The organism is Streptomyces sp. TG1A-60 (assembly GCF_037201975.1).
Classification (GTDB): domain Bacteria; phylum Actinomycetota; class Actinomycetes; order Streptomycetales; family Streptomycetaceae; genus Streptomyces.
In genome coordinates, this window is record NZ_CP147520.1 from 7,245,291 (window position 1) to 7,259,585 (window position 14,295).

At 72.6% G+C, this 14,295-nt stretch carries 8 protein-coding genes and 2 pseudogenes; 5 read left to right on the forward strand and 5 right to left on the reverse strand.

Translation table 11 applies throughout. The features are described 5' to 3' along the window. Positions 1-135: 135 nt before the first annotated feature. A pseudogene (locus WBG99_RS31835) lies at positions 136-325 on the reverse strand (LuxR C-terminal-related transcriptional regulator); the annotation flags it as partial. 194 nt (positions 326-519) lie between these two features. After that, entirely contained in the window at positions 520-1,377 is an 858-nt protein-coding gene (locus WBG99_RS31840; RefSeq protein WP_338899655.1) for a helix-turn-helix transcriptional regulator, read from the reverse strand. Positions 1,378-1,495: 118 nt separating this feature from the next. Between WBG99_RS31840 and WBG99_RS31845 the strand changes: the two are divergent. Beyond that, positions 1,496-2,059 (forward strand): annotated as a pseudogene (locus WBG99_RS31845) (SDR family NAD(P)-dependent oxidoreductase); the annotation flags it as partial. Positions 2,060-2,283: 224 nt separating this feature from the next. Here the strand turns inward: WBG99_RS31845 and WBG99_RS31850 are convergent. Further along, on the reverse strand, positions 2,284-3,576 hold the full coding sequence (locus WBG99_RS31850) for a lipase family protein (RefSeq protein WP_338900551.1): 1,293 nt from the start codon (positions 3,574-3,576) through the stop codon (positions 2,284-2,286). Between the two features lie 926 nt (positions 3,577-4,502). Here WBG99_RS31850 and WBG99_RS31855 point away from each other — a divergent pair. From WBG99_RS31855 to WBG99_RS31870, 4 genes are all read left to right on the forward strand, one after another. Further along, positions 4,503-5,489 (forward strand): hypothetical protein, encoded by a 987-nt coding sequence (locus WBG99_RS31855; protein ID WP_338899656.1) that lies wholly within the window; start codon positions 4,503-4,505, stop codon positions 5,487-5,489. Positions 5,490-5,551: 62 nt separating this feature from the next. Beyond that, the gene (locus tag WBG99_RS31860) at positions 5,552-7,399 is read left to right on the forward strand and encodes an HSP90 family protein (RefSeq protein WP_338899657.1); all 1,848 of its coding nucleotides are present in this window, start codon (positions 5,552-5,554) and stop codon (positions 7,397-7,399) included. Positions 7,400-7,401: 2 nt separating this feature from the next. Further along, complete coding sequence (locus tag WBG99_RS31865; protein WP_338899658.1) at positions 7,402-10,326, forward strand: hypothetical protein; 2,925 nt, start codon at positions 7,402-7,404, stop codon at positions 10,324-10,326. Between the two features lie 667 nt (positions 10,327-10,993). Continuing rightward, on the forward strand, positions 10,994-12,331 hold the full coding sequence (locus tag WBG99_RS31870; RefSeq protein ID WP_338899659.1) for a glycosyltransferase: 1,338 nt from the start codon (positions 10,994-10,996) through the stop codon (positions 12,329-12,331). A gap of 7 nt (positions 12,332-12,338) precedes the next feature. Here the strand turns inward: WBG99_RS31870 and WBG99_RS31875 are convergent, their stop codons facing one another. Both WBG99_RS31875 and WBG99_RS31880 read right to left on the reverse strand, forming a co-directional pair. Next, positions 12,339-13,286, reverse strand: a complete 948-nt coding sequence (locus WBG99_RS31875; RefSeq protein ID WP_338899660.1) for a DMT family transporter — start codon at positions 13,284-13,286, stop codon at positions 12,339-12,341. A 36-nt stretch (positions 13,287-13,322) separates the two neighbouring features. Further along, the gene (locus tag WBG99_RS31880; RefSeq protein ID WP_338899661.1) at positions 13,323-13,823 is read right to left on the reverse strand and encodes a hypothetical protein; all 501 of its coding nucleotides are present in this window, start codon (positions 13,821-13,823) and stop codon (positions 13,323-13,325) included. Between the last annotated feature and the right edge of the window lie 472 nt (positions 13,824-14,295).

A 14,295-nucleotide genomic window follows, 5' to 3' on the forward strand; every position in this document is an offset into this window, starting at 1 on the left:
TGTCGGTCATGCTGATCGGCAGCCGTGATGTCGGCCACTCGCTCCTTGCGGCCAGCCGCCCGCGGAACGGGTGCTCGGCGTCGCGAGTGAGCAGGTGCTGGACGTGGTCGGCCTGCGAGGTGGTTCCGTCGCAGCTCACACTTGTGTCTCCCCGGCACGGACGAGACGGGTCTCGCAGGCGATGACGACGAGGCGGGCGGGGTCGAGGGCGCCGAGTCGGCCATGGCCGGTTGGCATGGGTCTTCACGGTGATAGGGATGACGAAGAGCCGCTCGGCGATCCGGTCGTCGGACAGGCCCGCGGCCACCAGGGGCATCACCTCGCGCACGGGGCACCTGGGATCGTCGGCTTCCCTGATCGGCACGCCCTGGCGATGTTCTGGACGCCCGCGAGGTGCAGGTCCTTCTGTTAGCAGGGTGGGAACGCTCCCAGTGATGGCACGCCAAGAGCAGCTCGCATGTCGCCCCTCGCCGCCTCGACGCACGGGTGGGCGCGTAGCGCTGTCATCGGTCCCGGGTCTCAGCGCCGCGGCTCCATCTCCCAGCTGGCCAGCATCCGCAGGGCTTCCTCCGAGCGGGAGCCCGGCTCGGCGTGGTAGGTGTTCAGCCGCATGGGGGCGCCCCCGGGCAGCGCCATGGCTTCGTGGACGAGGTCGAACTCTCCCACCAGCGGGTGCCGTATCCGCACGGTCTCGCCGACGGTTCCGCAGCTCACCTCGTGATGTGCCCACAACTGACGGAACTCCTCGCTCTTCTGCGACAACTCCTCGATCAGCGAAGAGAGACAGGAATCCCCGGGGCTCTTGCCGGCGTTCATCCGCAGAACGCCGGCGGTTCTCAGCGCCGTGGCGTGCGGGTCGGCGAACCGGGCGCGCGCCTCGGGCGAGAGGAAGATCAGCCGGGCCACGTTGCGCTCCTCGGGCGGCAGCTGGGCCCAGTCCCCGAAGACGGCGGTGGCGAGCTGGTTCCATCCCAGGATGTCCAATCGCCGGCCGACGGCGTAGGCGGGTACGCCGAGCGCGTCGAGCAGGTGTTGAACGGTGGGCCGCAGTCGCTGCGGCGGGGGTGGGGCGTGCGTCGTGCTCTGCCGCTCGGGCTGGGCCAGCCGGAGCAGATGGTCACGCTCCTCCTCGGTCAGCCGCAGGGCGCGGGCGACGGCGTCCAGCACCTCGACCGACATCGTGTCGCCGTACCCCTGCTCCAGGCGGGCGTAGTACGCGTACGACACGCCCGCCAGCTGCGCCAGCTCCTCGCGCCGCAGTCCGGGGACCCGTCGTCGCCCGTAGGAGGGCAGGCCCACGTCCTCGGGCCTGAGCCGGGCCCTGCGAGAACGCAGGAACTCTTTCAGCTCGGTACGCCGGTCAAGTCCGGACGTCACTTGGTCACCGGGCGCCACATGTGAAGACATCGCTGTCCTCCAGTTGTCGAACGTGCTCGCAGGTGCGGAGCAGCGTACAGTATCGACTCCGAGGCTCCTAATGAGACTGAGTATCAAAATGGTGTACGGTCTCCTTGTAAGACTTTTTGCACGGGAGTGTTCTCGTGAGCAAGACCTGGTTCATCACCGGTTCCTCGCGCGGCTTCGGCCGCCAGTTCGTCCAGGCGGTCCTGGGGCGGCGACAAGGTCGCGGCGGGCGATCCTTCCCCTGGCTCTGGACGTCACCGACAAGGGGGCCGTCGACCAGGCCGTCCAGTGGGCGCACAGCCACTTCGGCCGCCTCGACGTGCTCGTCGACAACGTCGGCTACGGACTGTTCGGCACGGTCGAGGAAGTGACGGAACGGCAGGTCCGCGACCGGATGGAGGCGAACTTCTCCGGAGCCCTGTGGGTCACCCGGGCCGCACGGCCCCTACTGCGTGCGCAGGGCGGCGGCCACCTCGTGCAGATCTCCAGCGTCGGGGGTGTCACCGCCTTCCCCGACCTCGGTGTGCACAACGCCTCCAAGTGGGCCTTGGAGGCTGTGGGCGAGGCCCTCGCCCAGGAGGTCGCCGACTTCGGGATCAAGGTCACCCTGGTCGAGCCCGGCGGCCTCGCCACCGACTGGCTTCGACCGCGACGAACTCGACCCACCCAGGCTCACCGCGTCGAGGCTGCCGCAGACCGCGCGCGCCAGGGCTCCGGCACCGATGCGGTGCTGTCGGCCACCCTCGCAGGACGGCGTGCTCGACAACGAACGGCGTGGCGCATCGGGTGGACTCCTCCCTCTCCGGATTCCCCGTATCGCCTCCTGTGCCGCAGCCCACCCGTCCGGAGACCGGGTGGGCGGGTCGTTGGATGGCTCGATCAGGGCTGGAAGGGCATCGTCCAGCAGTTGGACGTGGCGGACCTGCCCTCCAGACGGTCGGTGAGCCAGGAGATCGCCTCTCCCTGGTCGGTGAGGAGGGGGGCGAGGTGGTTGGTGAGGATCCTGTCGCCGAGGTTGGGCAGGCTGACGGCCTCGTAGGTGACGTTGCCGCCCTTGCGGCACCAGTCGACGGCCAGTTGGCGGGCCTGACCGTGCGGCACGATGTCGTCCTGAATGCCGGTGGCCACACGGACCGGGCCGGTTGGCCTGAGCGTGCCGATGCGCTGATTGTCGAGGATGGCCTGGGCGCGGGGCTCGGCGGCGATGATCTCGGCGAGGGATTTGCCGCTGGTCGTCCACGCCGTGGTCCGGCTGAAGCCGTAGCTGAGGATCGCGTCGCCGACGCACATGGTCGACGTGTCGGCGAGGGCCTTGCGTCCGGCGTCGTTGAGGTTCGCCTCGATGAGGGCGCGCACCTCGGGGTAGGTCTGCGCGAAGCCGTTGACCGACCAGCCCAGGGCACTGACCAGAGCGCTGCCGTCGATCCCCTTCATGACGGAGGTCAGGTTGGCGGGCGGCGCGCCGGCGTAGGTGCCGGCCAGTTGGACGTCGGGCGCGTAGGCGGGCTGGAGTTCGGCCGCTGACGCGCTGGCGCCGCCGCCCTCGCTGTAGCCGTACAGGCCGACGCGGGAGCCGGAGGTGAGGGAGGTGCCGGGGAGCGCGCGCGCCGCACGGACGGCGTCGAGCACCGCGCGCCCCGCGTCCAGGCGGTTGACGTAGGTGTGGAGACGGTCGGTGGTGCCCAGGCCGACGTAGTCGGTGACGACGACGGCGGCTCCGGTGGCGAGGAGACGGTAGATCGCCAGGTTCTCGTAGGCGATGGACAGGGTTTCCCCGTTGAGGGTGAGCGGGTGTTGCAGGGCGAACGAGGGCGCGCACTGGTCGCCCTGGCCCATGGTGCCCGAGGCCACCGCCACCAGGGGGCGGGGCCCGTCTCCCTTCCACTGCGCCGACGGCTCGATGTAGGCGCCCGTCACCGCGACGGCGCTGCCGCTCGAGTCGGTGGACTTGTACATCAGGCGGGTGGCCGTGCCCGGCAGGGGGCGGCCGTCGAGCCCGGGCAGCGAGAGTCCCAGGGGGAGGGGCTCTTGCCGGATCAAGGTGCCGTTGGCGGCGGGCAGTTGGGCGGGCGGGGTGTAGAAGGCCGGGATGGTGACTCCCCGGGACACGACAGGTTCGGTGTCGGTCCCGGTGGCACCGGCCGGGGCGGCGCCGACACACACGCACGCCACGGTGGCGATCGCGGCGGCGGTCAGGCGGTTGAACGTGGAACGCGGACGGGTTCTGTAACGGCTCACAGTTCACTCCTCGCGCTGCTTCGTTGCAGGGTGCGCGAAAAACTAGCACCGTTAGTTAAAGTCGACAGCGCCCACCTAAGTTACGCTTCGGTAACCATTTGTCGGAGTGGGTGCGTGGCGTGGTGCATCGGGTCGGGCCGATCGCCAAGGCCTCGTCCCTGGCGAGTGGCCGGCTGCCGGAGCACCCGCACCTTGTCCGGTGCCCTCGCCCGGTCGTCCTTCGGGCATCAGCCCGATGTGCGTACGCCGGTCCCAGAGGCCGGCCTCGTCGAGCGCTCCCCGGTGGCCGGCCGTCCGCGGCGGCTCGGCCCGGTGCCGGGGTGTTTCGTCGGCTGAGGCTCTGCACGAGGAGGCGGGATGCGGGCTGTTGGCCCGGAAACGGTCCGGATCCCGATCCCGGACGTGATCTGACCGAAGGACCCGGTTTGCTGGGAGCAGGCACGGTAGGTGGTCGGATCGACACCGCCCGCGGCTGGGGAAGCCCGGGCCGCTGAGTCCCTCGCAGCGTCTCGCCCGTGATCGCGTGACGGCGTGCCGGGACCCGATCGGGAGCGCGGCTTACGGCGACCGCCAACTGGCCGACAGGCTGACCGTGCGCAGAGACCCGATCACGGGGATGACGAAGTCCGCCGCCGGTGCCGCACGGTCTCGGGGACCTGCCGCTCCCCCGGACCGCGGCGCCCGCCCTGGTTTCGAGGACGGCCGTACCCTGCGCGGTGTCGTCCCCGGGGACCAGGAGGCGCGAGGGGGCGGGACCGGGCCAGGCCCGTGGAGCACCGCTGAAAACCCAGTGGAAGCGGTGTCGGTGGGGCCGCCTATGCTTCACCGGACGATCACGCGGGACCAGGGGAGGGCGCGGCATGTTCGGCAAGCTGTTCGGTAGGGGGGCGGAGAGACCGGCGGCGGATCCGCACGCGCTTCCCGTCCCGCGCAGGCAGAGGAACGGGATGTACACGCTGCGCGCGCTCGGGGACGTGCGGGTGCTCGCGCTGGTGGAGGCGGCCGACGCGGGTGACTGGGAGGCCGTGAAGGAGGCGCTGGCCCCCTTCGACCTCGGCCGCGACCACCAGGTTCTCGGTGAGCTGGCCGACTTGGACGGTGTGCAGGACTGGATCGGCCGGGCCGTCGAGGAGGACAAGGAGCACCGGGCGACGGCCCTGCTGGTATCCGGGACGCGCCACATCAGCTGGGGCTGGGAGGCGCGCACCGCCGCGCGTGCCGTGAACGTCACGCAGGAGCAGTGGCGGGTCTTCCACGAGCGGCTCCGTATCGCCGAGGAGCAGCTGTTCGAGGCCGCCGAGTTGCAGCCGGAATGGGTCACGCCATGGCGCCGCCTCCTCACCTCCGGTCGCGGCACGTCGCTGGGTCCCGCCGTCAACGAGACGCGGCTCGACGCCGCCCTGCGCCGCGACCCGCTGGACCTGGAGACCCATCTCGAGTGGGTGTCGCAGTTGCAGCCCCGTTGGGGCGGCGAGCCGGGCCAGGCCCTGGCATTCGCCCGCGACGCGCTCGCCGGCGCCCCGCAGGGGCACCGTCTCGGCTGCGTGATCGCCATGGCGCACATCGAGGACTGGGTCGAGTCGGACAGTGAGGACTGCCTCGAAACCCCCGAGATCCAGGCAGAGTTGAGGGACGCTGCCGACCACAGCATCCTCCACCCCGCCTACGCGTGGCGCCCGGGCTGGCAGCACGACTTCAACATGTTCGCCATGGCCCTGGCGCTGGCCGGTGAGCGCCACACGGTCCGGCGCGTCTTCCAGGCGCTGGACGGCGCCTACACCGAGTGGCCCTGGACCTACTTCGCGGACCCCGAGAAGCAGTTCGCGCGCGGACACCGCCGCGCCTGAACACCCCCGGCCCCGGTGCCACCTGACCGCAACCCGTCGCCCCTCCCACTCCGGACTGCCCGATGACTCTGCCCGACACCGCCGCGAACCCGGCCGGTACCGACCGCACCTTCCAGGTGGATCTGCGCGGCCTCGTCGATCTCCTCTCCCACCACCTCTACTCCAGCCCCCGCGTCTACCTGCGTGAGCTCCTGCAGAACGCGGTGGACGCGCTGACCGCCCGGCACGCCCTCGAACCGTCCGCACCCGCCGACGCCTTCGGCGTCCGCCTGTACGCCAACGGTTCCGTGGTACGCGTCGAGGACGACGGCGTCGGTCTCACCGAGGCCGACGTGCACCGCTTCCTCGCCACAATCGGTCGCAGCAGCAAGCGCGCCGAGCAGATCGCCGAGCAACGCGGCGACTTCATCGGACAGTTCGGAATCGGTCTGCTCTCCTGCTTCCTGGTCGCGGACGAGATCCACGTCCTGAGCCGCTCCGCCCGCACCCCCGACGCACCCGCCGTGGAGTGGCGGGGACGCGGCGACGGCAGCTACACGGTCCGCACCCTGCCCGTTTCCGCCCGCCCCCGGCCCGGCACCACCGTCACGCTGACGCCGCGCGCCGAGGCGGGCGAGTGGACCCGGCCGGCGCAGGTGCACGCGCTGGCCCGCCACTTCGGCTCCCTGCTGCGTCACCCGGTGACCTTCGACGACGGCACGGGCGGCCCGGGCGCGTCCGTCAACCCCGAGCCCGCACCCTGGGGGCGTGCGTACCCCACGCCGGGCTCCCGTTCCCGTGCGCTGGCCGCGTACGGCGAGGAGGTCTTCGGGTTCACCCCCCTGGACACCATCGAGTTGGACCTGCCGGCCGTAGGCCTGCGAGGCATCGCGTGCGTGCTGCCCGAGGCGGTGCCGGCCGGGCGCCGCCACGGCCACCGCGTGCACGTCAAGGGCATGCTGCTGTCCGAACAGGCCGAGGAGATCCTTCCCGAGTGGGCGTTCTTCGTCCGCTGCGTCGTCGACGCCGAGGTCCTGCGCCCGACGGCGTCCCGCGAGTCCCTGTACGAGGACGACACCCTCGTCGCCGTCCGCGACGCCCTCGCCGAGCGGCTGCGCGCGTGGATCGCCCGGGCCGCGGCCAGCGATCCGGACCTGCTCGCCCGCTTCCTCCAGGCCCACCACCTGGCCGTGAAGTCGCTCGCGGTGCACGACGACGAGATCCTGCGGATGCTGCTGCCCTGGCTGCCGTTCGAGACCACCGACGGGCACACCACCCTCGACGAGTTCGCGCGCACCCACCGCACCGTGCTCGTGACGTCGAGCGTCGAGGAGTTCCGGCAGGTCGCCGCGATCGCCTCGGCCGCCGGACTCGGCGTCGTCAACGGCGGCTACACCTACGACCGCGATCTGGTCCACCGGCTGCCCGAGATCAGGCCCGATGCCACCGTGGCCGACCTCGACCCCGAGACCCTCACCGCCCACCTCGACACCGTCGACCGGGAGACGGAACTCGCCGCCGCGGCCTACCTCGCCCAGGCCCGCGACGCCCTCGCCGTCTTCGACTGCGACGTCGCGCTGCGCACCTTCCAGCCGGCCTCCGCCCCCGCCCTCCTCGTCGACAGCCGCGAGGCTCGGCACGAGCGCACCCGCTCCCAGCTCGCCCGTGAGCAGGAGGGTGGCCTGTGGGGCGACATCCTCGGCGCCCTGCGCCAGGAGGCCCCGCGTGCCCAGCTGATCCTCAACCAGCTCAACCCGCTGGTCCGCACAGCCGTCACCATCGACGAGCCCGAGCTGGCCCGCACCAGCGCCGAAGCGCTCTACGGGCAGGCCGTGCTGCTGTCCCGGCGCCCGCTGAGGCCCGCCGAATCGAGCCTCATCAACCGCTCCTTCCTCGACCTGCTCGCCCACGCCCTCCGCAAGGACAGCTGACGATGCCGACCGCACCCCAGACCACCGACGAGCTGTACCAGGCGCTCCAGGAGAACGACCGGCGTCCCTACGGCCGCCCCCGCACCGTCACCGCCGAGGAACTCGTCGACGCCGCCGAGCAGTTCGAGGAGACCGTCCCGCTCGCGCACGCGCTCCTCGAACTCCAGGAGGCGTACACCTACGGCTCCGAACCCCGGAAGTCGCCCGTTGTCTTCGCCCGTCTGCTCACCCTCTTCGACGAGCAACCCGACGTCTTCGACGAGCGCCTGCGCCACACGCTGTTCTGGCGGTTCAAGTGGGTGTCCAACGCCCTGCGCGCGCTGCCCGAGATACCGCTGGCCAGCCTGCGCCAGTGGCTGACGGAGATGCGCGACCGGTACGAGAAGGCCGGCCTCGGCCTCCAGCCCTACTACGGACAGGCGTACCAGCTCGCCGCCCACGTGGGCGAGGACACCACCCTCGCCTACGAGCTGTGGGCGGGCCGCACCCGCACCCGGCTCAGCGACTGCGAGGCCTGCGAGATCTGCGAGCGCGCCCTGTACCACCTCACGGCGGGCGACGACGAGCGGGCGCTGAGCGCCTGGGAACCCGTCCTGGCCGGGAAGGAATCCTGCCAGGAGGAGCCGGCCCGCTCCCTCTCGTACGCACTGTTGCCCCTGCTGCGCACGGGCCGCACCGACCGGGCACGCGAAGTGCACCTCGTCGGCCATCGCGGCTGCCGCCGCAACCCCTCGATGTCCGGGGAGGTCGGCCGGCACCTGGAGTTCTGCGCGCTGACCGGCAACGAGGCACGCGGCCTGGAACTGCTCGCCGAGAACCGGAGCCTGTTCGACGAGGTGGACTCGCCGCTGGACCTGTTCGACTTCCTCACCGGCGTGGAGGTCCTCCTCCAGCGCGTCGAACTCCTCGGCCACGGCGAACTGCCCGCCGCCGGATACGCGGGCCGCACCTGGACGGTGGCCGGCCTGCGCGCCGAGGTGCGAGGCCGCGCCGACGACCTCGCCGCCCGCTTCGACGCCCGCAACGGAACCACGGCCCACACCGACCGCCGCAGGGCCCGCCTCGACCGCGTCCCGCTCCTGGACGCGCTGGAACTGACCCTGCGCACCCGCAGCCTCGACGACGTGGCCCCGGTCGCCGCGCCCGCCGCCCGTACGGCCGCCGCCGTCCCCGACTCGCTGCCCGAACTCATCCTCCAGGCACGGACGTCGGAGGAGCAGGGGCACCCGGACGCACAGGCCTGCTGGGCGCGGCTGCGTACGCTCGTCGCCGGCCGCGACTACACCCACCCCGAGGACCCGGCCGTGGGCCCGCTCGTCCGGCTGCGCGCGGACCTGCTGGCCGACGAGGCGAGCCGGGCGGGCGAGAAGGACGAGTTCGCCGACGCCGCCGCCCTCCACGAGGAGGCCGCGGCCCTGTACGACGACGCCGGAGCGCCGGGTCACGCGGCGCTCGCCCGCGCCTGCGCCCTGCTCGCCGCCGCCGAGATGCCCGCGGCGGGCGCGGACGGAGCCGAGGCGAAGGCCGCCGTGCTGACCGCCGCCCACGCCTCCATGGTCCGCCTGCACGAGGAGACGCCCGGCCTCGCTCCGTACCAGGAGGCCCGCCTGCTGCGGCTGCGAGCGACCGCGCTCGGCCTGCGCCTGCAGGCCTCGGCGAGCGAGGAGCACGTCGCGCCGGTCTTCGCCGAGGTGGACCTGCTGCACGCGTTCGCCACCCGGCACGACATCGGCGGGCAGATCTCCGGCGCCCTGCTGCTGCGGGCCAGCACGTACGCCATCTCCGGCGACCTGCCCGCCGCGGTCACCGAGATCGACGCCCTCCTCGACCGGCTGAAGGCGCACGGCCCCGCCTGGCACCTGCCCCGCACGCTCGGACTGCGTGGCCGGCTCCAGCTCGCCCTCCAGGACGCGCAGGCCGCACACGCGGACCTGGCCGAGGGCCTGCGACTGGCCGCCGACTGGCCGGCCGACACGGTCGACACCGCCCGCCTCCACGGTGACCTGGCCGAGGCCTGCGTGCACCTGGGCCGCCCCGACGAGTCACTGCGGCATCTGACGCGCTCGGCGGAGCTGGAGCTTCGCCGGGGCAGCCGGACTGACGCGCTCTGCACCTACAGCAACGCGGCCCAGCTCAGCCTCGACCTGGGCCGCGTCGAGGACTGCATCGCTCTGCTCGACTCCCTGCTGGCCGAACCGGACGTCGCCGCCGGAGAGCTGGACGACCGGCTCGTCGCTCAGCTGCGCCTGACCCGCGCCCGCGCGCTGCACGCGGGGGACGACCTCAAGGCCGCCACGGCGGAGTTCGTCGCCCTCGCTGCCGAGTCGGCCGGCTGGGACGACGATCCGGGGAGCCACGCCATGATCGCCGCGGAGACGGCCGTACTCCTCGGCGAGTCCGGCGAGTTCGGTCCGGCCCGAGAGGCGGCGGACCAGGCACTCGCCGCCCACGCCCGGGCCCCGCGCTACGAGCAGCTCAGCAACTGCCTGCGCGAACTCGCCCGCGTCCAAGCTCAAAAGCAGGGCCCCGAGGGCCTGGCCGACACCCTTGCCATCCTCGCCGACGCCGACCGGATCGCCGACGAGGCCCGCGCCGCCGGGTACGAGGCCCACGGCCGCTCCCTGGACACGGCCCTGGCCTACGAACACGGGCGGGTCAACGCCTACGCCGGTGAGTACGAGGACGCACTGGCCGCCTTGGAGAAGGCCCTCGCTCTGCTCGGCGAGCCGGGACCGGAGGACGACCGCGCCGGCGAGTGGGCCGAGTGCGTCCGCCTCGCGGGTGCCGTGGAGGGCATCTACCTGGAACGCCCCGCCCCTGCCCTCAGCCGCCTCGACGCGGCGGTCTCCCGCCTGACCGCTCTGGGCCGCACCGAGGAGACCGAGCCGCTGATCTCCCTGGCGGCCAGGCTGCGCGACGAGGAGTGACGCGACGGTGCCGGGGCGACATCCCGCCCCGGCACCGGGGCCCGCCTCCGCGGACCATCTCGCGGATGTACTCGCGTTCGGACTCGGCCAAGCCGGCGAAGAACGCGAAGAGGGCGGCGCCGTGCCCGGAAGGGTCGTGGACCCCTTGGAGGGGCCCGGTGAGCAGTTCGAGCTCGATGTCGCCGGTGCGCAGGCCGTCGGCGATGGGACAGGAGTTCCGCGGCGCCGCGTCCGAGGCGCTTCATCTGGCAGCGGAGCGTCGCACTCCTTGCAGGTGCCGCGTGTGCCTTCCAGGGTGTCCCGGAGGGCGGAGGGGTCCCGGCCGGGCGCGGCGCCGAGGCGGCTGAAGCTGGGGGCGCCTTTGTGGAGGGGCGGTCCGCAGAGGTAGTCCCGCAGGTAGCCGGCCTTGAGGTGGTTGGCGTGGGCGAGGCGGACGATAAAGGATTCGGTGCCTTCGCCCGGAATTCTCGCGTTACGACCCGGACCACGGGAGACATGCGGCCCGGCCGCACTTCCCGTCTCCCTTGGTCCGTGGCCCTGGGTACCCGGGGCGGCCTCCGAGGCAACAGGCGCTACGGCGACTCCGAGGCCCCGATAGAGCACGAGGCCGTGAGGCCCGCGCGCCGCTGGGTCGATGACCGCGGCACCGCCGGGTACTTTCGCGGCCATGCGTATCACTGCACCGCGCACGCACGGCGGCACTCCCGCGTCCCCGCACACCACGTCCGTCGCGGTACTGATGGAACTGCTCAGGAACGACGCGTCCGGTGGGCATGTGAAGTGCTGGGAGCGGTTCGCCGAGGCGGCGGCCCGGCGCGCGGACGAGGGAGCCGGCCTCGACCTGACCGTCTATGTGCTCGGGCATCACGAACACGTCGAGGAACTCTCGCCCCATGTGCGGTTCGTCGCCGTTCGGCCGGTGCTGAGCACGGCCGCGATCATGCCCGCGGTGGGCGGCGTGGACATCACCGACCTCGTACCCCACCACCCCCGCCTCGCCGGGCTACTGCCCCGGCACGATGTCTGGCACCTCACCCACACCTTCGCGTTCGCGTCGACCGCCGTCCGGCTCGCCCGCCGTGCCGACCCGGCGTCCCGCCCGGGTCTCGTGGCCTCGCTGCACACGGACGTCCCGGCACTCGCCTCCGTCTACACCCGTCAGGCGATGGACAGGGTGCCCGGCCTGTCCCGGCTGTCCGGCGGCCCCGCGGCCGGGTTGCCGTACCTGGTCGGGGAACTCGCCCGGCGCCGGCGCGACCGGCTGCTGCGTCGCTGCGACCGGGTGCTCGCGTCGTCGCCCGAGGCATGCGAGGAGATCGGTGCGATCACCGGCCCCGATCGTGTGTCCCTGCTGCGCCGCGGTGTCGATCACGAGCGGTTCCGGTCCGATCCGGCGGCCCGCCGCGAGCTGGCCCGTGTCCACGGGATCCCAGCGGACACGCCGCTCGTGCTGTTCGTAGGCCGGGCGGATGCCTCCAAACGCCTCCCGCTCCTCGCGGAGGCCGTCCTGCGCCTCAGGCACCGGGGCCACCGCGCGCATCTGGTGGTCGTTGGCTCCGGTGCCGCCACCGGCCTCGTCACCCGACTGCTGGGTCCCGACGTGACACACCTCGGGCCGCAGCCGCAGGAGTGGCTGGCACGGGTGTACGCCGGCTGCGACGTCTTCGCGCTGCCGTCGCACACGGAGACCGTCGGGAATGTCGTCGCCGAGGCGATGGCCTGCGGTCTGCCCGTGGTCCTGCCGGAGTGCGCCGCGACGACACAGTGGCTGGCCGCCCCCGGAGGCGACGGCCTCCTGGTGCGGGACGACACCCAGGAGGGCTGGACCCGGGCGCTGGAGGACCTGCTCGCCCGGCCGGAGGCACGGCGGGCGATGGGACGGCAGGCGGCCCGGACCGCGCGGACCAGGCATCCCACGTGGACGCGAGTGCTGGAGGAGGATCTCCTGCCCGTGTGGCAGGAGGCCGCCGGGACGGTCGAGAGAGCAGGCGCACTCCGTTCCTGAGCGGCGTTCACCGCCCGGCACCATGGGGCGGCTCGCCCCGGGGCGACGACCGCCCGCCCGTTCCGTGCCCCGCTGCGGATTCCTGCCGCCGTGTGTCCCGCTGGTGCAGTGCCGTGATCGCCGGTGACGTGTCCAGGCAGAGAATGCCGACGACGGTCGCGGCCACACCGGTGACCGTGAGCGCCGTGAGCGGCCATCCCACGTGCAACGTCTCGCCGAACAACGTGGCCCCCACTGCCACGGCGACGACCGGCTCGGCGGTGTCGATCACCGTCACCGAGGCGGCGAGCGGCCCCTCCCGGAACGCGCTCTGGATCAACAGCAGTCCGCCGATGCTCGCGATGACGAGGAGGTATGTCTGCCAGGCCGAGAGAACGGCGACGAAACCACGTGGCATCCGGGCCACGGTGGCGGCGAGCAGCACTGACTGGAACCCCATCACCGTACCTGCGGCCAGGGCCGTGAAGGACGCTCGCCCCACCCCCGCGACATACGCGCGCGCGACCAGGGCGCAGACCACCACGGCGGCGACCGCTCCCAGCGCGAGGAGCCAGGGACCGAGGCGCGCCGTCGCCGGATCCCCGCCAGTGGGCCGGGCCGTGGCCAAAGCGGCGGCCAGGCCGGCTGCCACCGCCAGTGTGCCGCTCCACTCGCGCACCCCCAGCCGCACCCGGTGCAGGCGGGCCGACAGCGGGATGGCGAAGACGAGCTCGCAGATGATCAACGGCTGCACCAGGCTGAGCGGACCGAACGCCAGCGCCAGGGACTGAAACCCGTACGCCACAACGGCCAGCCCGATGCCGGACAGCCACATCGGCTGCCGCAGCAGGTGCCACAGCAGCCGCCAGGACAACGCCTCCTCGGCCGGCCGGGTGCTCGCCGAGCGCTGCTGGAGCACACCGGCCACCGCGAAGCAGACACCCGCGGCGAGGGAGGCGAGAACGGCGACGGTCATCCGCAAGCCGGCGTTCCGAAGCGGCGGGGCGCCGCGTCAGCCCCGCGACCGCGGCGGCCTGGCATGCGTGGACAGCCGTTGCCGGTCGCCGATGTCGACGGGCCGGGGCGGCGGAAGCTCGTAGCGCACCGGGAGGCGATCGTCGGCGAGCCGCGGTTCGAGGGTGCGGACGGCGTTGCGCCTCCACGGCATGCGGGCGAAGTCGGCCTGCCCGTGCGGCACGTTGCGGGCGACACGGCACGCCGCCAGGGCGGTACGCAGCCCGAGGTGCTTGCGGTCGATCACCGTCTGGGCGCCCACGCGTTCCCGGTGGAACCCCTCCAGCGGCAGCCGGCTCGGCACCACGGCGTGCCGGATGTCAAAGAGCCGGTTGTCTCCTGTGATCATGCGGCGGGACTCGGTGTGCCAGGTCTCAGTGCCCGGGTACGGCGTCATGACCGTCGGACGCACGATCTCCGGCATCGTCTGCGCGGACTTCCGCACCAGCCGGAAGCGCGCGGCATCCCGGTCCGGGTCCACGACCAGGTCGATCGCCACGTCGATGCCCAGCTTCCGTGCACGCTCCAGCGCACGGAAGTCGTCGTCGCTGCTGATCCGCTTGCGGCACCGGTCGAGCCTCTCGCGGTCGAGGGCCCCATGCCGAGGAACGTGTACCGCAATCCCCGCGAGGCGGCGTGGGCGACGTCGCGTACGTGGGCGAGGTTGCGCTGGGTGCTCCACGGTGCGGGCCTCCTGAACGAGGGGGAAGGGCGGCATGCGGTGGTCCCGGGGGCTGCTCCGAGAGCTCGCGCATCAGCGCGTCGAGCCGCTCCGAGGGCGGCTCCGGTACGGCGGTGTGGCGCTTCCGGGGCAGGTCGGCGGCTGCGGTGGACATGAGCCTCCGGAAGTGTCGGGCCGAGTGGGGCGCCCGGCGGTGGATGCCGTCGCGCACTGCCCGGCAAGCGGTGAGTGGGGACCAACGCGTCACGCATGGCGCCGCTGTCGTTGCCGTCCGGGCAGGGGCGAGCTT